The sequence below is a fragment of the Hymenobacter pini genome (assembly GCF_020421205.1).
Lineage (GTDB): Bacteria > Bacteroidota > Bacteroidia > Cytophagales > Hymenobacteraceae > Hymenobacter > Hymenobacter pini.
On sequence record NZ_JAIZZH010000001.1, the window covers coordinates 764,812 to 790,273 of the forward strand.

The 25,462-nt window shown below is 57.9% G+C and carries 19 protein-coding genes; 14 read left to right on the forward strand and 5 right to left on the reverse strand.

Annotation, left to right across the window (positions count from 1 at the left end):
- Nucleotides 1–60: 60 nt before the first annotated feature.
- A complete protein-coding gene (locus tag LF252_RS03290) occupies nucleotides 61–2,952 on the forward strand; it encodes a DUF4961 domain-containing protein (RefSeq protein ID WP_226267471.1) in 2,892 nt (963 codons plus the stop codon).
- 75 nt (nucleotides 2,953–3,027) lie between these two features.
- Here the strand turns inward: LF252_RS03290 and LF252_RS03295 are convergent, their stop codons facing one another.
- Entirely contained in the window at nucleotides 3,028–3,882 is an 855-nt protein-coding gene (locus LF252_RS03295; protein WP_226267480.1) for an N-acetylglucosamine kinase, read from the reverse strand.
- Nucleotides 3,883–4,182: 300 nt separating this feature from the next.
- On the opposite strand from LF252_RS03295, the gene LF252_RS03300 reads away from it, so the two are divergent.
- Nucleotides 4,183–5,274 (forward strand): T9SS type A sorting domain-containing protein, encoded by a 1,092-nt coding sequence (locus LF252_RS03300; protein ID WP_226267482.1) that lies wholly within the window; start codon nucleotides 4,183–4,185, stop codon nucleotides 5,272–5,274.
- A 73-nt stretch (nucleotides 5,275–5,347) separates the two neighbouring features.
- Here the strand turns inward: LF252_RS03300 and LF252_RS03305 are convergent, their stop codons facing one another.
- From LF252_RS03305 to LF252_RS03315, 3 genes are all read right to left on the reverse strand, one after another.
- A complete protein-coding gene (locus tag LF252_RS03305; protein ID WP_226267484.1) occupies nucleotides 5,348–6,394 on the reverse strand; it encodes a SusE domain-containing protein in 1,047 nt (348 codons plus the stop codon).
- Nucleotides 6,395–6,480: 86 nt separating this feature from the next.
- Nucleotides 6,481–8,082, reverse strand: coding sequence for a RagB/SusD family nutrient uptake outer membrane protein (locus LF252_RS03310; RefSeq protein ID WP_226267486.1), 1,602 nt, complete (start codon nucleotides 8,080–8,082; stop codon nucleotides 6,481–6,483).
- Nucleotides 8,083–8,094: 12 nt separating this feature from the next.
- Nucleotides 8,095–11,109, reverse strand: coding sequence for a SusC/RagA family TonB-linked outer membrane protein (locus LF252_RS03315; RefSeq protein ID WP_226267488.1), 3,015 nt, complete (start codon nucleotides 11,107–11,109; stop codon nucleotides 8,095–8,097).
- Nucleotides 11,110–12,055: 946 nt separating this feature from the next.
- On the opposite strand from LF252_RS03315, the gene LF252_RS03320 reads away from it, so the two are divergent.
- The 12 genes from LF252_RS03320 to LF252_RS03375 all read left to right on the forward strand — a co-directional run bounded on the left by LF252_RS03320 (nucleotide 12,056) and on the right by LF252_RS03375 (nucleotide 24,799).
- Complete coding sequence (locus LF252_RS03320; protein ID WP_226267490.1) at nucleotides 12,056–13,477, forward strand: alpha/beta hydrolase-fold protein; 1,422 nt, start codon at nucleotides 12,056–12,058, stop codon at nucleotides 13,475–13,477.
- A gap of 273 nt (nucleotides 13,478–13,750) precedes the next feature.
- Nucleotides 13,751–15,166 carry an anthranilate synthase component I family protein gene (locus tag LF252_RS03325; protein WP_226267492.1) on the forward strand — a complete coding sequence of 472 codons (1,416 nt, stop codon included), beginning with the start codon at nucleotides 13,751–13,753 and terminating at the stop codon, nucleotides 15,164–15,166.
- A gap of 49 nt (nucleotides 15,167–15,215) precedes the next feature.
- The gene (locus LF252_RS03330) at nucleotides 15,216–15,785 is read left to right on the forward strand and encodes an anthranilate synthase component II (protein WP_226267494.1); all 570 of its coding nucleotides are present in this window, start codon (nucleotides 15,216–15,218) and stop codon (nucleotides 15,783–15,785) included.
- Nucleotides 15,786–15,868: 83 nt separating this feature from the next.
- Nucleotides 15,869–16,861: an anthranilate phosphoribosyltransferase gene (trpD, locus tag LF252_RS03335; RefSeq protein ID WP_226267505.1), complete on the forward strand. Its 993-nt coding sequence runs from the start codon at nucleotides 15,869–15,871 to the stop codon at nucleotides 16,859–16,861.
- A gap of 92 nt (nucleotides 16,862–16,953) precedes the next feature.
- Nucleotides 16,954–17,766 carry an indole-3-glycerol phosphate synthase TrpC gene (gene trpC / locus LF252_RS03340; RefSeq protein WP_226267506.1) on the forward strand — a complete coding sequence of 271 codons (813 nt, stop codon included), beginning with the start codon at nucleotides 16,954–16,956 and terminating at the stop codon, nucleotides 17,764–17,766.
- A 13-nt stretch (nucleotides 17,767–17,779) separates the two neighbouring features.
- Entirely contained in the window at nucleotides 17,780–18,463 is a 684-nt protein-coding gene (locus tag LF252_RS03345; protein ID WP_226267508.1) for a phosphoribosylanthranilate isomerase, read from the forward strand.
- Between the two features lie 29 nt (nucleotides 18,464–18,492).
- A complete protein-coding gene (gene trpB / locus LF252_RS03350; protein WP_226267510.1) occupies nucleotides 18,493–19,707 on the forward strand; it encodes a tryptophan synthase subunit beta in 1,215 nt (404 codons plus the stop codon).
- A 2-nt stretch (nucleotides 19,708–19,709) separates the two neighbouring features.
- Nucleotides 19,710–20,489, forward strand: a complete 780-nt coding sequence (gene trpA / locus LF252_RS03355; RefSeq protein ID WP_226267521.1) for a tryptophan synthase subunit alpha — start codon at nucleotides 19,710–19,712, stop codon at nucleotides 20,487–20,489.
- Between the two features lie 74 nt (nucleotides 20,490–20,563).
- Nucleotides 20,564–21,577: a 3-deoxy-7-phosphoheptulonate synthase gene (aroF, locus tag LF252_RS03360; RefSeq protein WP_226268705.1), complete on the forward strand. Its 1,014-nt coding sequence runs from the start codon at nucleotides 20,564–20,566 to the stop codon at nucleotides 21,575–21,577.
- Nucleotides 21,578–21,765: 188 nt separating this feature from the next.
- Nucleotides 21,766–23,091: a helix-turn-helix domain-containing protein gene (locus tag LF252_RS03365; RefSeq protein WP_226267523.1), complete on the forward strand. Its 1,326-nt coding sequence runs from the start codon at nucleotides 21,766–21,768 to the stop codon at nucleotides 23,089–23,091.
- Between the two features lie 153 nt (nucleotides 23,092–23,244).
- Nucleotides 23,245–23,631 (forward strand): hypothetical protein, encoded by a 387-nt coding sequence (locus LF252_RS03370; RefSeq protein WP_226267525.1) that lies wholly within the window; start codon nucleotides 23,245–23,247, stop codon nucleotides 23,629–23,631.
- Nucleotides 23,632–24,064: 433 nt separating this feature from the next.
- Nucleotides 24,065–24,799, forward strand: a complete 735-nt coding sequence (locus tag LF252_RS03375) for a phenylalanine 4-monooxygenase (protein WP_226267532.1) — start codon at nucleotides 24,065–24,067, stop codon at nucleotides 24,797–24,799.
- Nucleotides 24,800–24,886: 87 nt separating this feature from the next.
- Here the strand turns inward: LF252_RS03375 and LF252_RS03380 are convergent, their stop codons facing one another.
- Nucleotides 24,887–25,432, reverse strand: coding sequence for a hypothetical protein (locus LF252_RS03380; RefSeq protein WP_226267534.1), 546 nt, complete (start codon nucleotides 25,430–25,432; stop codon nucleotides 24,887–24,889).
- Nucleotides 25,433–25,462: the final 30 nt, after the last annotated feature.

The following is a 25,462-nucleotide window of genomic DNA, read 5'->3' on the forward strand; positions in this document are numbered from 1 at the left end:
TATGGTCAATAGGGTATCAAAGATGAGCATCCATTTTTCAAATTCCCAACTCCTTTTTTCATGAAAGCACTTCGACTTATACTGAGTCTGGTGGCAATGCTGGCTGCAATGCCGGTTTTGCGGGCACAGGTGGTCACAACGCAGCCCTCGCCATTTCTGGCTAGTCAGCCCGTTACCATCACCTTCAATGCCAACCAGGGCAACGCAGCATTAGCCAACTTCACCGGCGACGTGTACATCTGGACGGGCGTGGTGGTTGACAGCCCCACCGGTACCCAGTGGACCAGCGTGAAAAGCCCCAGCTTCAACCAGCCCGACCCCGCCGCCAAAATGACCCGGGTAAGCGCCAACGTGTACACCATCACGTTCACGCCTAACACGTATTACCCCATCCCGGCCGGCACAAACATCTACCGGCTGGCCATGATTTTCAAGAATGCCGATGGTAGCTTGGTGGGCCGCGGCCCCAACGGCGACATCTACGTGGACGTCGCCCAAAACCAGTTCGACCTACGCTTTACGGCTCCAACGGGCCCCGGTGCCACGTTTGTGGCCCTGAATACGCCCACCACGGTTACCGGAACTTCGGCCGTGCCCGCCACGCTCACGCTGTCGTTGAACGGTACCCAAATTGCCCAGCAAAGCAATACCACCAGCATCAGCACCAGCGTAACGCTCACCCAGGCTGGTACCAACACGGTGCGCCTGACGGCTACCAACGGCACCGCTACGGCTTCCGCCGACCTCGTGCTGCAAACCCGCCCGGCCGTAACGCTGGCCGCTTTGCCCGCCGGGGCCAAGCGCGACGGGGTTACCTACATCAACAACGGTACTTCAGCCATTCTGAGCCTTACGGCCCCGAACAAGCAGTTTATCCACGCCATCGGGGAGTTCAACAACTGGACGGCCAATGATGCTTCGTACATGAAGCGCACCCCCGACGCCAACGGTGCCGCCGATAACTCGGTGAATGGCCGCTGGTGGATTCAGATTGACGGCCTGACGCCCGGCCAGGAGTACGCCTACCAGTTTCAGGTAGACGGCGGCCTGCGCGTGCCCGACCCCTTCACCGAAAAGGTGCTCGACCCCAACAACGACCGGTACATTTCGGCAGCTACGTATCCCAACCTGAAGGCCTATCCCTCCGGTCAGACCACCGGTATTGTATCGGTGCTGCAAAGTAACGCCCCCGGCTACACGTTCCAGACCACCAACTTCCAGCGTCCCAAGAAAGAGGACATGGTAGTGTACGAACTGCTCCCACGCGACTTTATTGCGCGCCACGACTACCAGACGCTGGTGGACACGCTGGCCTACCTGCAGCGCCTGGGCGTGAACGTTATTGAGCTGATGCCGGTGAACGAGTTTGAGGGTAACGAGAGCTGGGGCTACAACACCTCGTTCTACTTCGCCCCAGACAAGTACTACGGCCCCAAAAACGAGCTGAAGCGCTTCATTGATGAGTGCCACCGCCGCGGCATGGCCGTGGTGCTGGACATGGTGCTGAACCAGTCATTCGGGCAGAGCCCCATGGTGCAGATGTACTTCGAGGATGGCAACCCCTCCACCTCCAATCCCTGGTTTAACCGCACCGCTACCCACCCCTTCAATGTAGGGTACGATTTCAACCACGAAAGCGCCTTCACCCGCTACTTCAGCAAGCGCGTGATGGAGTTTTGGCTGAAGGAATACAACATCGACGGCTACCGCTTCGACCTGAGCAAAGGCTTCACCCAGAAAGTAACCACCGATGCCGGCTCCTGGAGCCAGTACGACCAGTCACGCGTGAACATCTGGAAAGACTATCGGGACTTCCTGGTGAGCACCGATGCCACGGCGTACTCCATTCTGGAACACCTGGGCAACAACGACGAGGAAAAAGCCCTGTCTGATATGGGCCTGATGCTGTGGGGCAAGATGACGGATGCCTACAACGAAGGCACCATGGGTTACAACGAGAACGGCAAATCGAACTTCAGCTACGGCTACTATGGCACTACGGCCCAGGGTGGCCGCGGCTGGAGCGCTCCGAACCTGATTACCTATATGGAAAGCCACGACGAGGAGCGGCTGATGTATAAAAACCTGGCGTACGGCAACATTTCCGGCAATTACTCGGTGAAAAATCTGCCCACGGCCCTGGCCCGGCAGGAGTTGGCCGCCGCCTTCTTCTTCCCGGTGCCCGGCCCCAAAATGATCTGGCAATTTGGCGAAGTGGGCTACGACAAGTCCATTTTCTCCTGCCCCGATGGCACCGTTCCGCAGCCGTACCCGAAGGATGACTGCAAGCTGAGCAACAAGGCCCCCGAGTGGAGCTACTACCAGAACGCCAGCCGTCGCCGCCTCTACGACGTGTACCGCAGCCTGATTGCCCTCAAAACCCAGGAGCCCGCATTTGAGAATCCGGCCAGCTTCACCCAGAACCTGGGCGGCGCCGTGAAAACCATGCAGCTTACCGACCCCCGCCTGAACGTAACCATCGTGGGCAACTTCGGCGTGCAAACGGCCACGGTAGTACCTAACTTCCAGGCCGCCGGCACGTGGTATGATTACCTGACCGGCCAGATGCTTACCGTAACCGACCCCGCTGCCCCGCTTACGCTGGCTCCCGGTCAGTACGCCGTGTACACCTCGCGCCGCATTGCCATTCCGGCCGGTACGGTACTGAGCAGCAAAGCCCGCCGCGACGCCTTGGCTCTGCAGCTGATTGCCGCGCCGAACCCCGCCGCCACCGTAGCCCAATTGCGCTACACCCTGCCTCAGGCCGGCAACGTGCAGATTTCGGTAACGAACCTGCTGGGTGCCACCGTGCAGACCCTGCCCGCCACCCGACAGGCTGCCGGCGACAAGCAAGTAGATCTGCCCCTGAGCAGTCTGAGCAACGGCGTCTACCTCGTGCGCTTGACTGCCGGTGAACAGCAGCAAACCATCCGGTTGGTAGTGCAGCACTAAGCTGCCTACCATCTGGCCATACAAAAAGGGCTGCTCCATTGCGGGGCAGCCCTTTTTTCGTGAGTGATTCAGCCGCTACGAGCGGTTCTGTTCGTGGTAGGAAACCAGGTCATCGATAGGGGAGCGGATGATTTTGCCCACTTCCATCCCGTTTTCGCGGGCCACCTGCGTGAGGGCGTCGCGGAAGTTGTAGCCCACCGAGCCCACGCAGTTGAAGGAATACTCCTGGTAGTTGGGGTATTGTGTAACCAGGTGCCGGAAGAACGCCTGGAAGCTCTCCACCACCAGGCTCCGGCAGTAGCTGGTATTGTTGTGGTCGTAGGCAAACTTGGCGAAGCTGGCCAGGTACCGGTTGGGCAGGGGCTGGTTGTAGAGACGGTCCAATACTTCTTCCCGGTTACCGGCGTGGTACTCCGTGCGCATGGCCTCCTGCAACTCCTCGGGCATGCTGCCCCGCAGGAAATCACGCAGCAACATTTTACCCAGGTACGCGCCGCTACCTTCGTCGCCCAAGAAATAGGCCAGCGAATCCACGTTGTGAATAATCTTCTCACCATCGTACAGGCAGGAGTTGGTGCCAGTACCGAGGATGGCCGCAAAGCCGGCCGAGTTGCCAAGCAGGGCCCGAGCCGCCGCCAGCAGGTCTTCGGTTACTTCCACGCGCGTCGCGTTGGGGAAAATTTCGCGCATGGCGGCGGCGATAACGCCAGCCTTTTCCGGACCCGAAACCCCCGCACCATAGAAGTACACTTCCTGTACTTCCTCCCGTGGCAAATCGTCGGGCAGGTTCTTGTCCATCGAGGCCGCAATGCCGGGCGTATCGATGAAATACGGGTTGTAGCCCTCGGTATTGAAATACACGCGTTGGCCGTTGTCAGTCAGCTGGCACCAGTTGGTTTTTGTGGAGCCACCGTCGGCAATTAGAATCATATCGGGTCAGGTAGGTAAAAAATGAACTTGCCGGCCAGCCACAGAGGTGCCGGAATGCGCAAGTTCCGTAGTTATCGGCAACGAAACACGAAAAATATTACGGTGCCTGGAAATAGTATTCATCAGATAGTCTAGCATTCTGCCACCTCACTTCGGCTTCCGCGAAACCGGGTATGAGTGAGTGCTTAATATATTCATAACTAATATATAATAAGCGACGTATCTTCTGTACTTTAAGCCAACTGCCGAGCCTGCGGGTATTTGGCAGCAGTTTTCACCCTTCCTATTTTTTTATTTCCCATGAAAAAACCTTTTACCCTGGCTTGCCTTGGCCTCCTGACGGCCGCATCGTTTTCGGCCAACGCCCAAATTGTACTGGATGGCAAAGTGTCAGCCACTGAAATTGGTACTGGCACCAACCGCTACCAACTGGCCAGCACTTATACCGGTACCCACTCCGTAAGCGGCAAAGGCCTGCAGGCCCTATACATTGGGGCAAGCAGCACCAAGCTGTATGTCATGATAGTGGGCTCGGCTGAGACGGCCACGGATTACCCCGGTTATGTAGTATACCTGAACGTGCCCGGCAAAACGGGCGTAGCGGCTGGTACCCAGCTGAAAGGTGGGGCAGCCGGTGACAGCCCCCTCAAGCACACTCCCACCATGGATATGGAAACGGATTACGGCGTGCGGGCTACGTTGTCGCCTTCCACCATGACCGATGTGTATTACAGCTTTGTGGACTACACCAACGGTAATGCGGCACCAGTACCTGATAGCTACCAAGGTTCAGGTAAGAAAGATGGTTCGGTTTCAACTTTTACCGCAACTACTGGTCCGTTTCAGGGTGCACGGGTTGCCCTGCTAAAATCTACTGATCTAACCGCTGCCACGGCCGCTGGCTCTGGTGTAGAAATGGAGTTTGACCTGGCCGCTATGGGCCTGACGTCAACCAGCCAGATCAACCTGATGGTTGGCTACGTGAAGGATGGTGGCGCCTTTACATCGGATGTACTGCCTCAGGTAGTTGGCCAAACTACTGATCTTGGCTCTTCCCCGAACTTCTCTACGCTGGCCGGCCGGCAGAACGTTACCTATAACCTGAGTACTGGGGTACTGGCAAACCGCAGCGCTATTGCATCTGCCCTGCAATTCAATGTGTATCCTAACCCCGGTGTTGGTGGGGCTCAGGTAACCTATCAAGTGCCTTCTGGCCAGCAGGACGTTCAGGTAGAAGTATTGAATGCTCTGGGCCAGCGCGTACAGAACCTGTCGTTGGGCCGTCGTAGCGGGGTACAAGTGCAGCCGTTATCTAATTTGAAAGCAGGTGCTTACTTCGTGAAGCTGCGCGTTGGTGACCAAACCACTACGCAGCAAATATCGGTATTGTAGCCTGCTATTTGCAGCAACAAAAAAGGCCGGCTTCCTCAGGAAGCCGGCCTTTTTTGTTGCCTGGCAGGGTGAATTATTTATTCACGGTGTAGGAGTAGTTGCCTTCACCTTTGCTCAGGTCCAGAGTAATAGTGTAGGTACCAGCACCAGGGCCTTTGATATCCTTGCCTTTGTAGTCGGGCTTGCCATCGGGCTCGTTGTCACCCATGTCAATATCCCAGGCATTGTTAGCCCGGAACTTGAAGTCACCAGCAACTAGCGGCAGCGTAACCGACCATGTGCCTTTGGTAGCATCGTATACCAGGGGCGTTTCCGTGTTCCACCCTCCAGGAGTTGCCGAGCCAATTACTGCCCAAGCTGTTTTGGTGTAGGTGTACGTCATGGCCGAGGAGTTCAGATCCACATTGAAGCGGTAGTAGCCGGGGCCGGTTACCGAAATGTCCGAACCTTTGGCTTTCAGTTTACCCGTTTTCGAGCCATCATCCCCAAAGTCATTGTCCCAGTTACGGGCCGGGGTGAACTTGAACATGGTGGAAGCGTCCGTGAAGTTCACGTATCCTTCGTACTTCTGGTTGCTGTTCATCGAAGCCAAGAAGGGAGCCTTATCGGGAGCCCAGCCCTGGTAGCTGCCAGGTACGTAGATCTGCGGATAGGTAACGAACTCGGAGTAGGGGGTAGCGGTAAGCGTAGTAGCGGCGGAATAGGCGGCATTCACCGGTTTGCCTACGCTCGATTTCACCCGAACATCTACTTGACCAGCAGAGCCGGGCTGCATTTTGAGCTTCAACAATACGTTGTTTAACTCGGCGTTGGTCAGGGTTTTGCTGGTGGCAGTACCTGCTTCCACTTCGATGGGCGAGGCAAAAGTACCGCCCTTTTTATCGAACTGCAGCGTGTAGCTTACCGCTGCCTGGTACCCGTATGAAGTGGGAGCCCACGTGTAGGTAACAGCGTTCTGATTAGCATTGGCCTGCAGCAAAACAGTAGTAGCCGTGCTGGCGGTCAGGCCTGAAGCTGAAGCAGGAGCAATGGTGATTTTGTCCTCTTCTTTTTCGCAGGAAGCCAGCAACACAGTAGTTGCTAAGCCAAGGCCTGCCAGCTTAGTAAAAAGATTATTCATGTGTAGATGGGAATTTGGTGTGAAACACTTCTCCTCAGACCGGGAACCAACCTCCGTTAGTTCCCGGTCTGGGAAAGAAATCCAGCTTAATAGCCAGGGTTTTGCTGCAAGTTGGGGTTAGCCGTCAAATCCGTAGTCGGAATGGGGAACAGCGCCCGAGTTGCGGGTACATCGGCACCTGCACGCACACCTGCTTTGAAGGGCCAATTATAGCCCGTAGTGTATTTACCAAAGCGGATCAGGTCGGTACGGCGGTGACCTTCCCAGTACAGTTCCCGAGCCCGCTCATCCAGAATCAGATTCAGGTTCAGGTCGCCGGCGGTGATGTTGCCGCTGGTGTTACCATAAGCCCGCTGGCGCAGTGCGTTGATGTAATTCACGGCGGTGGCAGTGCTGCCACCCGCGCCACCGCGTACCACTGCTTCCGCGTACATCAGCTGCACGTCGGCCAGGCGGAACATCGGGAAGTCGGTATCCGGGAAAGTGGGGTTAGAGCCGGGTACGTTGGTAGACGAAACGTTTTTGAACTTCGAAATGGCAAAGCCATCGGTGAAAGTAGCAACATCGTTAATTTCCAACGACTGGCCAGCCGTGTAGAACATAGCCCGCTTGTCGGTGCTGGTGCCGGTTTCGCCGTTGGGGAACAAAGACACCAGGTTTTTCTTGGTGCGGGTACCACCCCAGCCACCATCAATACCGAAGTCGGTAGCTGGCATCGAGCCACCCACTGCCGCGTGGATGATGAACGTCATGCCGCCGAACGACTTGGTGTGCACGCCATCGAAGCGAACCGGGAAGATAATTTCCGAGGCAGCCGTGCTGCTGTTGTCGGTTTTGAACAGGTTGGCGTAGTTGGAAGTCAGCGTGTAGCCGGCACCCAGCACTTTGTTGGCGTACGTAATGGCGTCCGTATTGTGGTCGGTGCCGTTGTACACTTTAGAGTTCAGGTACAGTTTGGTGAGCAGTGTCCAGGCAGCACCTTGGTCGGCCCGGCCGAATTCGTTGGTGCGCGGAGCAGCTAGGTCACCTTCAATAGCCTTCAGCTCACTTTCGATGTAGCTGAACAGCGCGGCGCGCTCAATACGCTGCGGCTTGTCTTTACCTACCTCGGAAGTTTCGGTAGCGAAGGGCACGTTCCCGAACATATCCAGTGCGTGGTAGTAGCTCAGTGCCCGCAGGAACCGCGCTTCAGCACGATACTGCTTCACGTTGCCTTGCTCAGCGCCGCTGTAACCGTAGTCGGCCAGCTTGCTGTCGGTAGTCTGGCGGATGAACTCGTTGCAAAGCGAAATCTGGTAGAAAACACGGTCGTACATAGCCCGTACGAACTCGTTGTTAGCATTCCAGGTGAGTTTATTATAATCCGGCAAGTTACCGTCGGCCCAGCCAATGAGTGCTTCATCGGTGGTCAGCTCCTGCGCCATCCAATACTGACGCATATAGTTGGAGAAGCCTTCGTCGATACCCGAAATATCAGGCTGACCAGCGGGGCCGGCCTGGCCGCTCACGGCCAGCGTGGCGTACAAACGGGCCAAGACCTCTTTTACGCGCGCCGGGTCTTTGTATACGTTGTCCGTGGTCAGTTCGTAAGACGGGGTCTGATCCAGGTCTTTTACGCACGAGCTGAACGGTAACAGGCTTGCCGCAAACAAGGCAGTAGCCAGAGTGCGAGTGAATTTATTTTTCATGGGGGGTGGGATTTAGAAGCCGATGTTCAGACCGAGCGTAATGGTGCGCGGACGCGGATAAATGATGTTATCGATACCGCTGAACACTTCCGGATCAAGGCCTTTGTATTTGGTAATCACAAACAGGTTTTGCGCTGCCAGCGTCAAACGAACGTTTGCCTTGTCTTTGTAGACGTTACCAAAGTTGTAGCCCAGCGTCAGGTTTTCCATGCGCAGGAAGGAGGCATTTTCCACGTAGTAGTCAGAGAAGTACTGCGCCGTAGTAAAGCCCGTGGTCAGGAAGTCACGGTTCAGGTTGCTAATTACCCCGTTGGAGCCACCAGCCGGGAAGAAGGACTGCGACCGAACGTTGTTGTACACGTAGTTACCAATATTGGAGCGCAGCGTGAAGGCTAAGCTAGCCTTGCCGTAGGTCAGGTTAGAACCGAAGCCCAAACTAGCCGTGGGGGTCCGGGACTTATACCGATACAAGTCTTTCGAGTCAACAGTTCCGTCACCGTTGCGGTCAACATATACGCCTTCCAGCGGCTTGCCATCGGCTCCGTATACCTGCTGATACACGAAGAAGCTGTAGGGCGTGTAGCCCACCGAGTTTACCTGGATGTTGTTACCAACCCCCCCAGAAATACCACCGGTCAAGTCACCCACATACTCGGGGTTGGTGGCGTTGGAGAGCTGGGTGATTTTGATGCGGTACGCCGTTACGTTGGCGTTCAGCGTCCAGTTGAATTTTTCAGAGCGGACCACGTCTACATTCAGCGAGGCTTCAACCCCCTTGTTTTCCAGCGAGCCGACGTTGGTAGTCAGTACGTTGGAGAGGTTGGCCAGTGCCGGTAGAGGTACGGTATTTAGCAGGTCAGTGGTTTTACGCTTGTACACGTCCACGGCACCATACACGCGGCCATCCAGGAAGCCGTAGTCCAGACCGGCGTTGTACGTGGCCGTCGTTTCCCATTTAATACCGGCATCATAGGCTGCGGCGCGCAGCGTGTTGATGTATGCGTTACCAAACTGATACTGGGCCGTGTTTTCTGAGTAGGTGTAGCGGGCTAGGTAGGGGTACAGGTCACCAATATCCTGCTGGCCGGTCTGGCCATAGCCCACGCGCAGCTTCAGCTCCGAAATGGCGGTGCTGTTTTTCAGGAAGTCTTCGCCCTTGATGCGCCACGCGGCTGAGGCCGACGGGAAGTATCCCCAACGGTTGTCTTTGGCGAAACGAGAAGAACCGTCGGCCCGGAACGTAGCCGTCAGCAGGTATTTGTCGTTGATATTGTAGTTGGCCCGGCCGAAGAACGACACCAGCACGTAGCGGGGGTCCCGGAAGTTCTCGTTGTTGAGCAGGGCTGGAGCCGGCGTCAGCACGTTGCCATCGGCCAGATTATCCGAGAAAACGTAGTTCTTGTCGCGGAAGCTCTGGTAGGAGTGACCGGCAATCAGGTTGAAGCGGCCAATGCCCAACTGACGGTCGTAGGCAAGGTACACCTCCATCAGCTTGTTGATTTTATCCTGACCGTATTGGTTGTTGATACCGCCCCGATACGTAGTGCCGTTGATTTGTACCTGCCGGAAGTAGTCGGAGGCTGCGTAGTTAGGCACGAATACAGTACCACGGCCTTGTTGCAAGTCAGCGCCCAGGTTCAGGTTGGCGCGTAGGCCTTCCAGGAAAGGCAGCTTGTAATCCAGCTGGATGTTACCAATGCCCCGCTTTACAGTGCTCCGGTCCCGGCGCTGGTTGATGAGGCCCAGCGGGTTGCGCACCCCCAGCGTGTTGAGCTGGCCCGAACCGTCGGTGGCCAATACTTCGGTGTACCCACCAAAGGGGCTGCCGTTGTATACGGGCACCGTGGGGTTGGCATTCACGGCGGAGCCGATGGCACCCTGGCCCGAGAAGTTGTTATCCACCCACGAGCCCTTCACGTTCACGTCCACCTTCAGGTTACCGTTCAGCAGAACGGGCGTCAGGCTCAGCGACGAAGTATAGCGCTTCAGGTCGTTTTTCAGCAGCAGACCTTCCTGGTCGAGGTAGCCGCCCGACAGGCGGTAGGGCACCGACCCAACGGAGCCGGTCAGGCTCACGTTATTGTCAGTGGTTTGGGCAGTGCGGTAAATGGCGCGCTGCCAGTCGGTGCTGGAATTGCCCAACAGAGCTTTCTGGCTGGTGTTGCCGATGGCGTTAACTACCGCCCGGAACTCTGATCCATTCAGCACGTCTACGTAGTTGCGCGCTTCCGATACGGAGTTCTGGGAGCTTACGTTTACGCGCAGCTTCTCGCCCTGCAGGCCCCGCTTGGTAGTAACGAGGATAACCCCGTTTGATGCCCGCGAACCGTAAATAGCCGTTGACGATGCGTCTTTCAGGACGGTTACACTCTCGATATCGTTGGGGTTAATCAACGACAGGGGGTTGGAAGTGCCCGACAGGCCCCGGTTATCAACCGGTACACCGTCAATTACAATCAGCGGGTCGTTGGAGGCGTTCAGCGAAGCACCACCACGAATCCGGATGTTGGAGCCGGCGCCGGGGGCACCGCTGTTGGTCGTAATCTGCAGACCGGCTACTTTGCCCTGCACCAGCTGCTCGGGGTTCGTAATCTGGCCCTGAACGAACTGCTTGGACGAAACCTGCTCAACGGCACCGGTTACATCCTGCTTGCGCTGGGTACCGTAACCAATAACAACGGCCTCATTCAGCAGCGTCGTGTTTTCCGAAAGAGTCAGGTTACTAACGGTCGTGTTCTGACCGGTAGTTACGGTAATGCTCTGCCGCTGGGTGGTATATCCCACAAACGACATGACCAGGGTATGGGGGCCCGAGGGTACGTTCTGGATGGAGAAGGTGCCATCCGAATTGGTAGAGCCGCCCAGGTTCGTACCTTCAATAAGTACGGTCACGCCCGGCATGCCTTCGCCCTTCTCGTCGAGTACGCGGCCGCTCACCGTTCCAGTACCCTGTGCGTATGCGCTGCTCACGCTCACACCTGCGCAGAGGAGGGGCAGCGCCAGTTTCGCTAGATAGGGGTGTTTCATTGAAAAAGAGTTAGGGGTTGAAATGGATTTTTCCGGACAAACCGGAGTGGGAATTTAGTGGTCCTGGGGCCCGGAGGAATGCGGGGTACGGGGTGAGTGATTCATTCTGTACCAGTGTAAACCGCCCGGGTTCAACGTCACCAAATCATGAGGAAACAGCGCAAGTTAAAAGGTTCGCAGACACAAAAACAATGGGCGAAGGAAGCTAAGAAGGTTTCGTACTAATTGCATTTTCGGCGGCTGCCCGGAACCGCTCGGTAAATAGACCAACCTGCGCGACTAAAAAGCAGCGCTGCAGGCAGGCTCCGAATGGTAAGAAACAGGCCCCAAAGCAGGGTGAACAGCTTTTTTGTCAGCTGAAATTTGCATGAAGAACGTAGGGCCTTATTGATTTTTTTTGATGCTGCATTGATGTATTGTGCTGTTTATTGATAATTGCCCGGGAAAAAATATAGCGGGCTCCTAGATTGGCTTAAAACCAGTAGTTGATATTGTATTGATATGAAAAAACAGTGTATCAGCAGAATTTAGGCGTTTTTGGCGTACCCGGCTATGCATAGGGTTAGTCTAATGGTTAAACGGTATTGCAAATGCAGCAATAGCTTAGGTAAACAAAGAACCATTCTAATTGATGGAAAATTGACTAGGTGAAGCTAAGTGTTTTGTATAAATCTGAGGATAGCATATTAGTCTGGAAGTTCTGTCCTATAGGCTGAGCAGCTTGACAGAGATGGGCTGGTGAGACGACGGGCCGTAAGGGCTTACTTACTGCATTCTGTTACCGGAATGTTATTGACGATGCCTGCATTTTCCCGGAAAAATACAGGTTGACTTTATCTAATAATCACAATTCTTACTGCTCGATAAGATGGGTTCAGCGGGAAGAAGGCGGCGCGACCTGTTTTGTTTGGTAGCTTGCTGCTTCTTCTCACTTTCCACCCACTTTATGACTCGTTTTCTATTGGGGCTCGCACTGGGGGCTGTAGTTCTTGACGCCCAGGCTCAGACAACTTTACGCCTGACGGCCGTGCCCGCTTCCACGCCGGGTAACGCTACGCTCTACCTGGCTGGCTCCTTTAACGCTTGGAACCCCGGGAGCACGCCATATGCCCTCACCAAAGCCGCCGATGGTACTTATCAGGTAACACTGCCGGCCACCGTAACGGGCACGGTGGAGTTTAAATTCACCCGGGGCTCGTGGGCTACCGTGGAAACGGATGCGCAAAACAACGACATCAGTAACCGACGCTACACCATTGGTAGCAGCCCGGCTACTGTGGACCTGCAGGTGGTGAGGTGGAAGGATTTGGGCAATGGGGGTGGGAGTTGCCAGAGCACTGCGTTGCAGCCCAACGTGCAAGTAGTAAATACGGCGTTTCAGATACCCCAGCTTGGCCGCACGCGCAAGGTGTGGATTTACCTGCCCAACGATTACGCCGCAGCCTCAACCAAGCGCTACCCGGTGCTGTACCTGCACGATGGGCAGAACGTGTTTGATACCTGCACCAGCTTTTCGGGGGAGTGGAGCGTGGATGAAACCCTCAGCCAGTTGCAGCAGCAGGGCATAGATGCTACCGGCTCCATTGTGGTGGCCATTGACAACGGCGGCTCCGACCGGCTCAACGAATATTCTCCCTGGAATAATGCGCAATACGGCGGCGGGCAGGGCGACCAGTACGTGGATTTTCTGGTGCAGACCCTCAAGCCCTACATCGACCAAAACTACCGCACGCTCACGGGCCGGGAGTTTACTGGCATTGCCGGCAGCAGCATGGGCGGGCTCATTTCCACTTACGCGGCCCTGAAATACCCGCTGGTGTTCAGCAAAGTGGGGGTTTTCTCGCCCGCGTTCTGGTTTGCCGATAAGCCGTTGTTTCAGTATCTGCGCCAGCATCCGGCCAACCCTGCCACCCGGTTTTACTTCGTGAGCGGTACTCAGGAAAGCCAGACGATGGTGCCCCTGATGCAGGCCATGCGCGACTCGCTGGCCAAGGGCGGCGTGCCGACCGCCAATCTAAGCTTCAACGCCAAAGCCGACGGCCAGCACGCGGAGTGGTTCTGGAAACGGGAGTTTTCGGCGGCGTACCAGTGGCTGATGCAGCCGGCCACAGTAACGAGCAACCGCAAGCTGCAGGCCCTGGCCTTTAGTGCGTACCCGAACCCGGCGAAGGACCACCTGACGGTGCAACTGCCGGCCGACGTGCGGGAGGCCCGGGCAGAAGTGCTGGACATGGCGGGCCGCGTGGTGCTGCGGGAAAAGGTGAAAGCCGGGGCCACGCTGCGCATCAGCGAGCTGAAAAAGGGAAGCTACCTGCTGCAGCTAACGGCCGGAACCCGCCAAGGCTCACAAGTGCTGATGAAGGAGTAACCCGAAAAAAAAGCGGTAGCCTGTTGCAGGTTTCAGTTCAGCTAGTACCTTTGCGTCATTCAGGCCCTGAAACCTGATCTACTCAACGCATGACCCTTTCGATGAACCTGCAAGCATGGTGGTGGCCCTACGGAGAATCCGGACGGGACAACCTGTGTGCGCGCTAAGGTCATCTGAATACCTTTTTCGCAATACCTCACCAGAAAGCCCGGCCGAGCAGCCGGGCTTTTTTGTTGCCCGGCACTGGCCCCTTCTTCCACAACCAGTAGCCTTATGCAAACCTTCCAGCTCACCACCCGCTTTCTGCGCGTTCTGGCCGATACGGTAACCCCCGTGGGCCTGTACCTCCGCCTGCGCGACCGGTACCCCAACTGCCTGCTGCTGGAAAGCTCCGACTACCACGGCCAGCAGAATGCCTTCAGCTACTTGGCTTTCGACCCCCTGGCCCGGTTTGAACTGCGTGGCAAAGAGCTTACCCTGGAGCTGCCCGACGACAGCCGGCACGAGGAAACCCTGGCCAACCCGCGCGAGGCCCTGACGCGGCTGCAGGAGTTTGCCGCCGCTTTCCAGACCGAGCCAACCGGCCACGATTTTATTACGGGCGGCCTGTTCGGGTACATGGGTTACGAGGCGGTGCAGGCGTTTGAGGATTTGACGCTGGACGCGGCCAAGCAGGCGGCCGGCCAGATTCCGGATATTCTGTATTGCACCTACCGCTACGTTATTGCCATCAACCACTTCCGCAACGAGCTGTTTGTGTTTGAGCACACGCCCGCCGGCGACCCGGTGGACGAGCAGGGCCTGCAGCGGCTGGTAAACCTGATTCGGAACCCCTCGTTGCCTGATTTCAAGTTTCAGCGGGTGGGAGAGGAGCAAACCAACCAAACCGACGAGGAATTTATGCGGGTGCTCACAGCTGGGCAGCAGCATTGCCTGCGCGGCAATGTATTCCAGATTGTATTGTCGCGGCGGTTTCAGCAAGGTTTCAGCGGCGACGAGTTCAACGTGTACCGGGCCCTGCGCTCCATTAACCCGTCGCCGTACCTGTTTTATTTCGACTACGGTTCTTTTAAGATCTTCGGCTCCTCGCCCGAAACGCAGTTGCTCATCAAAGACCGCCAAGCCAGCCTGTACCCCATTGCGGGCACCTTCCGGCGCACTGGCCACGATGCCGAGGATGCGGCCCTGGCCCAGAAGCTGGCCGATGACCCCAAAGAAAACGCCGAGCACGTGATGCTGGTAGACCTAGCCCGCAACGACCTGGCCCGCCACGGCGACCAGGTGCAGGTGAAGGTGTTCCGGGAGGTGCAGTTTTACTCGCACGTAATTCACCTGGTAAGCGAAGTAACGGCCCGATTAGCCGATAAAGCCAGCCCTCTACAGGTAGTGGCCGATACTTTCCCGGCCGGTACGCTTTCGGGCGCGCCCAAGCACCGGGCCATGCAGCTCATCGACGAACTGGAGCCTACTGCCCGGGGGTACTACGGCGGGGCCATCGGTTACCTGGGCTTCAACGGCGACTTCAACCACGCCATTATGATTCGCTCGATGCTGAGCACGGGGGGGCAGCTGTACTTCCAGGCCGGGGCCGGGGTGGTGGCCGCTTCCAACCTAGACTCGGAGCTGAACGAGGTGCACCACAAGCTGGCGGCCCTGCGCAAAGCCCTGCAAGAGGCCGAACAAGTATAACTGCAGCCACCGTTGATACTAGGCCGTTGACAACTGACAACTCTTCGAAATGAAAATTCTGGTTCTCGACAACTACGACTCCTTCACCTTCAACCTGGTACACCTGCTGCGGGAGCTGGGCCACGGGGATGCCGTGACGGTTATCCGGAATGATAAGCTAGCCGTGGAAGACGTGGCGGCCTACGATGCCGTGTTGCTCTCGCCCGGACCGGGCGTACCGGCCGAGGCCGGCCTGATGCCCGAAATTATTCGGCAATACGCCCCCACCAAGCGCATTCTGGGCGTGTGCCTGGGCCACCAGGGGCTGGCGGAGAGCTTCGGCGGAGAGCTGTACAACCTGCCCGCGGTGCTGCACGGCGTGGCCACCGACGCGGAAGTGGTAGCCGATGACCGGTTGTTTGCCGGCCTGCCCGGCCAGTTTCGGGTGGGGCGCTACCACTCCTGGAGTATCCGCCCCGAGAGTGTGCCGGCTGACCTGGAAGTAACTGCCCGCGACGCCAACGGCGAAGTGTTGGCTTTCAGGCACCGCGAGTACGACGTGCGCGGCGTGCAGTTCCATCCCGAGTCCATCCTGACGGAGCACGGCCACCAGATGCTGCGGAACTGGCTGGCTGATTAGCTCTCTGGTTCCGCCCACCCATTCATTCACCCCGCATTCTAACTACTGGCTGGCCGCCCAATGGCTGACAGCCAGCCCACGCAGTGAAACACTTACTGAATCAGTTGTTTGAGCAGCAGCTCCTCAATCATGCCGAAGCCCGGGAAGCCATGTTGCGCATCGGCCAAGGCGAGGCTAACCCGGCCGAAATTGCCGCCTTTATGGCCGTGTATCGGATGCGGCCCATTTCGGTGCCGGAGTTGGCTGGGTTTCGCGAAGCCCTGCTGAGCCTGAGCCGCAGCCCCGAGCTGGCTACCCACGACACCGTGGATATTGTGGGTACCGGCGGCGACGGCAAGGACACGCTCAACATCAGCACGCTGGCCTGCTTTGTGGTGGCCGGGGCCGGATACAAGGTTACCAAGCACGGCAACATTGGCGTATCGTCGGCCTGTGGCTCCTCAGATGTGCTGGCGCAGCTGGGTGTGGAGTTTGGCGCGAGCAACGAGGTGCTGCAGCGGCAGCTAGAGAAGGCTAATATTTGCTTTCTGCACGCCCCCGCCTTTCACCCGGCCATGCGCCACGCCGGCCCGGTGCGGCGGGAACTGGGCGTGCGCACCTTTTTCAATATTCTGGGCCCGCTCGTAAACCCCGCCCGCCCACGCTACCAAGTGGCCGGTACCTTTAGCTTAGAGCTGCTGCGCCTGTATCATTATCTGTTGCAGCAAACGGATACGCGCTACGCTGTGGTGCACGCCCTCGATGGCTACGATGAACTCTCGCTAACCGCGGCGGCCAAAGTAGCCACCGCCGCCGGCGAGCAGCTGGTAACGGCCGCCGACCTGGGCTTGGCCGCCACTACGCCGGAGGAGCTGGCCGGTGGCCGCACCCCCGCCGAATCGGCCAAGCTGTTTCTGGCGGTGCTCGACGGGCAGGCTACTACGGCTCAGCGCAACGTAGTAACGGCCAACGCCGCCCTGGCCATCCGCTGCATGGAACCCGGCTTCAGTTTCGCCGAGGCCCTGGCCGCTGCTCAGGAATCGTTGGATTCGGGCCGGGCCCGGCAGACACTGCGGGAGCTGGTGGCTTGTTACTAACAAACGGCGACAGGATTTCTCGGTTGATAACCACCAGTAGGACACACTCAACAATGGCTTGCGGCAGTTCGCAACACCAAACAGCTTATAAGATGACCATTCTCGATAAAATCATTGCCCATAAACGCCAGGAAGTAGCCGAACGCCAAAGCTTGGTGCCGGTTAAGCTGCTGGAAAAAAGCCTGTACATGAACTCACAGCCGCTCAGCCTGCGCCGCTACTTGCTGCGCGACGATTTGAGCGGCATTATTGCCGAGTTCAAGCGCAAATCACCCAGCAAGGGCGTCATTAATGCGCATGCCCCCGTGGAGCGCACCACCCTGGGTTACATGCAGGCCGGCGCTTCAGCTTTGTCGGTACTCACGGATACCGAATTTTTCGGCGGTAAAAACGAGGACCTGATTACCGCCCGGCGCTTTAATTTCTGCCCCATTCTGCGCAAGGATTTTGTAGTGGACGAATACCAGATTCTGGAAGCCAAAAGCATTGGGGCCGACGCCGTACTGCTGATTGCCGCCGTACTGAGCGGGGAGGAAGTGCTGCGCTTGGGCCGGCTGGCCAAAAGCCTGGGCCTGGAAGTGCTACTCGAAATCCATAACGCCGAGGAGCTGGACAACACCTTGCACCCTGACGCGGTAAGCCTGGTGGGCGTGAACAACCGCAACCTGCACGACTTCTCAGTGAGCCTGGACATCTCCGGCGAACTGGCCCAGCGCATCCCCGATGAGTTTGTGAAAGTGACCGAAAGTGGCCTGACTACTGCCGCCGACATCGAAGCCCTGCGCGCCGTGGGCTACCGGGGCTTCCTGATGGGTGAAACGTTTATGCGCCACGCCCGCCCCGAAAAAGCCTGCGCGGCGCTGGTGCAACAGCTCCGCGCCACCGAAGCCATTACGCTGCTCTAAGCCCGCCGTGTCAATGCAAACGCCAGTTGCCGGGTTGCGCCTGAAAGTGTGCGGTATGCGTGAGCCCGCCAACATAGCCGCCGTAGCCGCTCTGCAGCCCGATTTCATGGGCTTCATCTTCTACCCGAAATCGGGGCGCTACGCCGGTTCGCACCTCACGCCGGATGCCGTAGCCCACTTGCCTGCCAGCACCCAGAAAGTAGGTGTGTTTGTGGATGCGTCCACCGCTGAGATTCTGGCCCGGGTAGCCGAGCTGGGCTTGCATGCGGTGCAACTGCACGGGACCGAGCCGCCAGAGCAGTGCCGCGCGTTACGCGCGGCGGGCGTCACGGTTATAAAAGCCGTTGCGGTAGGCGAGGAGCTGCCCGAAGCGGAACTGCAAACCTACGCCGCCGACGTTGACTATTTTCTCTTTGACACCAAAGGCCCACAACCCGGCGGCAACGGTACGGCATTCAACTGGCAGCTGCTGAAGCAGTATACGCTGCCGGTACCCTACTTCTTGGCAGGCGGTATTGGCCCCGAACACGCGGCTACACTGGACAGTGAGCAGTTGCCCGGCCTGTTTGCGCTGGACCTCAACAGCCGGTTTGAGGTTGCTCCGGGCCAAAAAGACGTACACAAGCTCCGGCAGATGTTCGAGGCTATTCGCCCGACGGCCTCAACCGGCAACAGTTCTCCACAAGCCAACGACTAACAATTAGCTGTTCTCAGCTTTTTACTACCATGACCCCGACCTACCAACAACCCACGGAGCGCGGCTACTACGGCCAGTTCGGCGGCGCTTTCATTCCCGAAATGCTCTACCCCAACGTGGAGGAGCTACGCCAGCAATACTTGTCCATCCTGGCCGACCCCGAGTTTCAGCAGGAGTACCAGCAGTTGCTGCGCGACTATGTAGGCCGCCCCACACCGCTGTTTGAGGCCAAGCGGTTGTCGGCGCGCTACAATACGCGGGTGTTCCTCAAGCGCGAGGATTTGTGCCACACCGGTGCCCACAAGGTAAACAACACCGTGGGCCAGATTCTGTTGGCTAAGCGCCTGGGCAAAACGCGCATTATTGCCGAAACCGGTGCCGGGCAGCACGGGGTGGCCACGGCCACCGTGTGTGCCCTCATGGGCATGCAGTGCATCGTGTACATGGGCGAGGTGGATATGGAGCGGCAGAAACCCAACGTGTACCGCATGCGCCTGCTGGGAGCCGAGGTACGGGCCGCCCTGAGCGGTAGCCGCACCCTCAAAGACGCCACCAACGAGGCCATTCGGGACTGGATCAGCAACCCCGTGGATACGCACTACATCATCGGCTCGGTAGTAGGACCCCACCCGTACCCCGACCTGGTGGCCCGCTTGCAGGCCGTTATCAGCGAGGAAATGCGCAAGCAACTGCTGGAAAAAACCGGTTCTGAGCTGCCCGATTACGTGGTGGCCTGCGTGGGCGGTGGCTCCAACGCAGCCGGCGCTTTTTACCATTTCCTGGAGGAACCTGCGGTGAAACTGGTGGCCGTGGAAGCGGCCGGCCACGGCGTTAATTCGGGGCATTCGGCGGCTACGTCGGTGCTGGGCAAGCCGGGCATTATCCACGGCAGCCGCACCCTGCTCATGCAGGATGAAGACGGCCAGATTACGGAGCCGTACTCGTTGTCGGCGGGGCTGGATTATCCGGGCATCGGGCCGTTACACGCGTTTCTGGCCGATTCGGGTCGGGCCCGCTTTATCAGCATTGAGGATGAGCAGGCCTTGGCAGCCGTAGCCGAGCTGAGCCGGCTGGAAGGCATTATTCCGGCCTTGGAAACGGCCCACGCCCTAGCGGCCCTGGAGCAGCTGGGTGCCGGCCCCGATGACGTTGTGGTGATTAACCTATCAGGCCGTGGCGACAAAGATCTGGACACCTATATGAAACACGCCGAAACCCTGGCCCCGACGAAAAATCAGCAGTAATCATGCAGAATCGGATTCAAGAGGCCTTCCAACGGAAAGGCCGCAACCTGCTCAACGTGTACTTCACGGCCGGTTACCCCCGCCTGCACGATACCGTGCCCCTGCTACAGAGCCTAGCCCAAGCCGGCGCCGACCTTATCGAAATCGGTATGCCGTTTTCTGACCCCCTGGCCGATGGCCCGGTGATTCAGCAAAGCAGCACGGTGGCCCTGCAAAACGGCATGAACCTGCGGGTGCTGTTCGGTCAGCTGCAGGATTTCCGCCAAGCCGTGCCCAACACGCCGGTATTGCTGATGGGTTACCTCAACCCCGTAATGCAGTTTGGGGTGGAGAATTTCTGCCGGGAAGCCGCCGCAGCTGGGGTAGATGGCGTGATTCTACCCGATCTGCCCCTAGACGACTACGTTACTGAGTACCAGGAAATCTTCCGCCGCCACAACCTGCGCCCGGTGTTTCTGATTACCCCGCAAACGGCCCCGGAGCGCATCCGCCGCATCGACGAGCTGACGGATTCGTTTCTGTACCTAGTATCGGGCCCTGGCACCACGGGCTCTAACACCGGCCAGGATGCGGGTGCCCAGGAAGCCTACTTTCAGCGCATCGAGAACATGCAACTGCGCAACCCGCGCCTCATCGGGTTCGGTATCGGCGACAGAGCCTCTTTCCAGCGGGCCTGCCAGTATGCTGAGGGTGCCATTATCGGTACGGCTTTCATTCGGGCTCTGGAGGACGCCGACGATGCCCCGGCCGCGGCGAAGCGGTTTGTTTCTTCTATCCTTTAGTAAAATTTCCCGCAGAGGACGTGGAGGTCGTTCTTCTGCTTTCTATGCGTCCTCTGCGGGAACCCCACCAGCACATGATTATTCAGCTCGAACCCACCATTTCTGAAGCCGCCAAAGCGGATATCCTGGCCCGCATTAACGGCCTCAAATACAAAACCACCGAAGTAAAAACCCAGCGTGCCCACTACCTGGTTGCCATCGGCAAAGCCGACATCGACCTGCGCAGCATTGGCCAGCTACCTGGCATTCTGGATATTCACCGCGTGTCGGACGAGTACAAGCTGGTGAGCCGCAAGTGGCGGGTACGCCCTACCGTGCTCGACCTCGGCGACGGCGTGCGTATCGGGGAAGGCACCCTCACGCTGGCCGCCGGCCCGTGCAGCATCGAGAGCGAGGCGCAAATGGAGCGCATTATGCAGCATCTCCTAGACAATGACGTGCGCATTATGCGCGGGGGCGTATTTAAGCCTCGTTCGTCGCCGTACTCGTTCCGGGGGCTGGGGATGGAAGGCCTGAAGCTGTTCCACCAGATGGCCCGGGAGCGAGGTATCAAAATCGTAACGGAGGTAATGCAGGTGTCGCAGGTGGAGGAAATGCACGACTACGTGGACGTGTTCCAGGTAGGGGCCCGCAACACCCAGAACTTCAACCTGCTGGATGCACTGGGCGGCGTAGACAAACCGGTGATGATCAAGCGCGGCATTTCGGGCACCCTGGAAGAGCTGCTGTCATCGGCGGAATACGTGTTTTCGGGCGGAAACGAGAAGCTGATTCTCTGCGAGCGGGGCATCCGCACTTTCGAAACAGCCTCCCGCAATACGCTGGACCTGAATGCGGTGCCCATCCTAAAGGAGAAAACTCACCTCCCAGTTATCGTTGACCCCTCGCACGGCATCGGCATCCGCGACCATGTGGCCACTATGGCGCTGGCCGGCGTGATGGCCGGGGCCGACGGCATCATCTACGAAGCCCACGAGAAACCTGAGGAAGCCGCCTCGGACGGAGCCCAGACGCTGAACTTCCAGGAATCGGAACGCCTGATTCGCAATCTGCGCAAGGTGTATCAGGTAAGGCAGGAACTGGAGTAAGGTGGTTTTTGAAGCCCGTTTTTTGATTTTTAGTGGCTGGTTTTTCGCTTGATACCCGGCCGTAATTCATTCGAAAGTGCAATGCCCTCTGCTACTGACCAGCAGGGGGCGTTGTGCTTTTTAAAACCTTGCTTACTTGTCCCGGCATCCACTAGAAAAACGAAAAACCAACCACGAAAAGCAGCCTCATGTTCTTTGGCTTCAACACTTATAGCGGCCTGTTGTTGCCGTTTTTCCTGCAAGGCATCATTGTGGCGGCTGTGTTGTGGGCGCGTCGGCGGCGCGAGGATACGGCTGCCGACGGCTGGCTGGCCCTGCTGCTGCTGCTGTTTACCCTGCGGCTGGCCCAGTGGATGCTGGGCTTCGCCGGCTGGTACGACTCGCACGACGCCCGTTCGACGTTCATGTTCTACTGGCCGTTCAGTAACTGGCTGATGGTGGGACCCGCGTTGTACTTCTACTTCCGCAGCCTCACCAACCAGGAGTTCCGGCTGCAGCGGCGGCATTGGTGGCACCTTGCGCCCGCGCTGGCGATGTTGGCGTGGCTAGTGGTGGTATTCGGTTACGATATTGGCTGGTGGCATGGGCTGCAGGGCCAGCCGCTGCCCGCCCACTTCGGCACCAAAGGCCCCCTGGCCAGCTGGGCCGCCCATCATCCCATCGGGCTGCTGGCCGATATCCTGGGCTACTGCTCCGTGCTGGCCTACGCGGTGCACACGCTGCGCGCCTACCGTGCCTACGCCCGCTACCTCAACGACAACTTCTCCGACACCGAGCAGCTTCGGTTCCGGTGGCTGCGGAACGTGCTGGTAGCCGTGGTAGTGGGCACCGGCGTCACGCTGGTGTTCGGGTTGGTAAATTACTTCGTTACGCCTCTCAACTACGTGCAGAACTGGTACGATTACTTGTTCACAGGGCTGCTGATTTACTACCTCAGCATCTCGGGGCTGCTGACGGGCTACCGCCTGGCCGCCCTACGCTTCCAGCTGCCTGCTACGGCTCCGCCGGCTACTCTGCCGCCTGTTGAATCAGCTGCCGCTCCGGCTATGCCCATGCTGGCCGAAGCGGCCGGGAGTCAGAGGCTGCCAGTGGAGTCTGAAACCCTGGCTGCGGCCGGCCGGGAGCCGCTGGGCGGAGTTGTCCCGGAAGCAGCCCCGGTGGCCGAGCCTGATGCGGAGCTTAGTCGCTGGACTACCCGCCTGCTGGCTCACATGCAAGCTGCCCGGCCTTACCTGGGCCCCGAGCTGACGCTGGGCGAGCTGGCCACCCAGCTGCGCACCAACACGTCCTGGCTGTCTAGGGTCATCAACACCGGTTGCGGTCAGAATTTCAACGACTTCGTGAACGAGTACCGGGTGCGCGAGGCCGAGCGTCTCCTCCGCGACCCGCAGTTCCGGCACTACACCCTGCTGGCTGTGGCGCTGGAAGCCGGCTTCAATTCTAAATCCACGTTTAACCGCGTCTTCAAAAAGCTGCGCGGCCAGACACCCAGCGAAGCCGCCCGGCAGCTGTAGCGTTGCATGGTTGCGTTTCATCATTGCCTGACTGGTATACATCTGCCGGGTGTCAAACTATACAGTGGGGTGTCTCAGACTCTAAGCTGGGGCGGTTGGGAGTGATGAGGATGGTTTTTTTGAGGCATCGTGTCACCTCAATCCGCAATTATTATGCGTGCTTTTCTTCCTGCCCACTCGGCGGCTGCGGCCATTTTCGTTGCCGTGTTCCTGGTCGTTACTGCCTACTGGGCGGGCATTACATCCAATCTGCTCATTGAATTGGGGAAGCAATTTGTGCTGGGCGGTGGGCAGCCGGGCAGCTTCAGGGTAGAGGCTCACAACGTGGGTAAGCTGCCAGTGGAGTTCAAGGAGCGCCCACGGGGCGTTGGTATTTTCGGCAAGACGACGCTAGCACCTGGGGCACGGGCTACGCTGCGGTTTAAGGCCGGCTCCACGGCTCTGTTGCTTAATCCATCAGGCCAGCAAGCCAGAGTAGACCTCCGGATTACTAGCGACACGCGGTTGAGCATGACCTATGAGCCAAATAGGAAGATCTAGCGCTGCCGTAGGTCAGCGCCTGTTAATCTGCATTAGGATGGTCGTTAGGTGTTGAATTACCCAACTGGCAGGAATGCTGGCATACTGCCAAAATGGGGTAGTTTTTGAGGTCATTTTCATATATAAACCGTGTGTTTTAGGAGAAATCAGGGTAGTTATAAAGGGGGTGCTGTGAAAATAGATGTAAAACAGTCGAGTAGCCCCTGAAAAATAATGTGTTGTGTGAATTAGGATTAATAATGAGTAGTGCTATATTTGCAGCATGCTGACCCTAAACGCGAAACGCTTTATGACCATTAATTGCCCCGTCCAGGGCAAGGTCGGGCGCTTTTGCGGATATGATGGGTAAAACACGGCATGTTTCTCCTACTCTGAAATCTACTCAAGAGCCCGACTCCCACCAGGAGCCGGGCTTTTTTTCTGCCTGTATGCTATGATTCAGCAACATTACGACCGGTACACGGCCCAGGACCAGCTGGTTTGGAAAGTATTGTTTGACCGCCAAACCGCCCTGCTGCACAAGCGGGCCTGCTCGGCGTTCGGAAAGGGGCTGGAAGCCGTGGGCTTCCACCGCAATGCTATTCCCGATTTTCAGGAGGTGAGTCAACGCCTGCAAAAGGCCACTGGTTGGCAGCTGGAGCCCGTGCTGGGCATGCTGAATGATGCGGAGTTTTTTGGGCTGCTGGCCCAGCGTAAATTTCCCGCTACGGTGTGGATCCGGAAAATGGAGCAGTTCGACTTCATCGAGGAGCCCGACCTGTTTCACGGGGTATTTGGGCATGTGCCGCTGCTGATGGACCCGGCTTTTGCCGATTTTCTGCATTTTCTGGGCCAAGTAGCCGCCCAGCACCTGCACGATGCCGTAGCGCTGGCCCGGTTGGAGCGCCTGTACGGCTTCACGGTGCAGTTTGGCTTGGTAGAGGAGCAGGGCCACACACGGATGTACGGTGCGGGGTTGCTGTCGTCGTCCGGCGAAATTCACCACTGCATTGGCGACGTAACCCGCCGCTTCCCGTTCGATCTGGCCACGGTGCTGGGCACTCCCTACAGCGAGGCGCACCTACAGGAGCAGTATTTTATACTCAGTAGCTGGGAGCAGCTCACTGAAAGTGTGGCCGAGCTGGCGGCTCTGCTGTCGTCGGGCTGGGAGCTGCAACCGGTAAAGTAAGCCACCACCTGACGCAGGCACTGCCCGCTATGCAAACCGGCTGCCCACGCGGGTGGGCAGCCGGCCAGGCAGGGCACATTCGGGGAATTACTTGGCCTTGCCTGTCACATCGAAGCCGATGGCCGCCCGCACCTGCATGGGCTGGGTGATAGGCTGGCGAGTAGTACCGCGCAGTTCTACCGTAAACTGCGAGGCCTGTAGGTACTGCTTCAGGTCGTCGCTGTTCTGAACGGGTACCGTAATGGTTTGCGTGTTGGTAGCCGGGTTCTGAAACTCGCCCAGCTTCACGGAGCTGCCGTTGGCCGACAGGTAGGCCTCGCCGCTGGAAATCAGCCCGAAGTTGTTGCTGTTGGTAGAGAGCAGTGTGAACTGCAATGACTTCAGCTTCACGGCTTGTACGGCGGCTTTGTTCTTGTCCAGCTCCGCCTGCAGCGTGGAGGTTTTGCTGGCCGTGGTACTAAAGGTAGTTTGGTTGGTAGGGTTGATGGTGAAATCAACATCGGCCACGTTGTAGGCGAAGTTGATCTTCACAGCATCCTTGATCTTGTCGCAGCTAGTGCTGGCCAGGGCGGTAGCCGACAGCAGCCCGGCGGCAGCTACAGAACGGAAACGGCGGGTAGTGGTGAGGTACATGGTAGTGGGGGGGAAGAGTGAAGAATAAAA

Bases quoted from the DNA above. Each gene is read 5' to 3' on its own strand.
- LF252_RS03290 (WP_226267471.1), top strand. From the start codon at position 61: ATGAAAGCACTTCGACTTATACTGAGTCTGGTGGCAATGCTGGCTGCA.
- LF252_RS03295 (WP_226267480.1), bottom strand. From the start codon at position 3,882: ATGATTCTAATTGCCGACGGTGGCTCCACAAAAACCAACTGGTGCCAG.
- LF252_RS03300 (WP_226267482.1), top strand. From the start codon at position 4,183: ATGAAAAAACCTTTTACCCTGGCTTGCCTTGGCCTCCTGACGGCCGCA.
- LF252_RS03305 (WP_226267484.1), bottom strand. From the start codon at position 6,394: ATGAATAATCTTTTTACTAAGCTGGCAGGCCTTGGCTTAGCAACTACT.
- LF252_RS03310 (WP_226267486.1), bottom strand. From the start codon at position 8,082: ATGAAAAATAAATTCACTCGCACTCTGGCTACTGCCTTGTTTGCGGCA.
- LF252_RS03315 (WP_226267488.1), bottom strand. From the start codon at position 11,109: ATGAAACACCCCTATCTAGCGAAACTGGCGCTGCCCCTCCTCTGCGCA.
- LF252_RS03320 (WP_226267490.1), top strand. From the start codon at position 12,056: ATGACTCGTTTTCTATTGGGGCTCGCACTGGGGGCTGTAGTTCTTGAC.
- LF252_RS03325 (WP_226267492.1), top strand. From the start codon at position 13,751: ATGCAAACCTTCCAGCTCACCACCCGCTTTCTGCGCGTTCTGGCCGAT.
- LF252_RS03330 (WP_226267494.1), top strand. From the start codon at position 15,216: ATGAAAATTCTGGTTCTCGACAACTACGACTCCTTCACCTTCAACCTG.
- trpC (WP_226267506.1), top strand. From the start codon at position 16,954: ATGACCATTCTCGATAAAATCATTGCCCATAAACGCCAGGAAGTAGCC.
- LF252_RS03345 (WP_226267508.1), top strand. From the start codon at position 17,780: ATGCAAACGCCAGTTGCCGGGTTGCGCCTGAAAGTGTGCGGTATGCGT.
- trpB (WP_226267510.1), top strand. From the start codon at position 18,493: ATGACCCCGACCTACCAACAACCCACGGAGCGCGGCTACTACGGCCAG.
- trpA (WP_226267521.1), top strand. From the start codon at position 19,710: ATGCAGAATCGGATTCAAGAGGCCTTCCAACGGAAAGGCCGCAACCTG.
- aroF (WP_226268705.1), top strand. From the start codon at position 20,564: ATGATTATTCAGCTCGAACCCACCATTTCTGAAGCCGCCAAAGCGGAT.
- LF252_RS03365 (WP_226267523.1), top strand. From the start codon at position 21,766: ATGTTCTTTGGCTTCAACACTTATAGCGGCCTGTTGTTGCCGTTTTTC.
- LF252_RS03370 (WP_226267525.1), top strand. From the start codon at position 23,245: ATGCGTGCTTTTCTTCCTGCCCACTCGGCGGCTGCGGCCATTTTCGTT.
- LF252_RS03375 (WP_226267532.1), top strand. From the start codon at position 24,065: ATGATTCAGCAACATTACGACCGGTACACGGCCCAGGACCAGCTGGTT.
- LF252_RS03380 (WP_226267534.1), bottom strand. From the start codon at position 25,432: ATGTACCTCACCACTACCCGCCGTTTCCGTTCTGTAGCTGCCGCCGGG.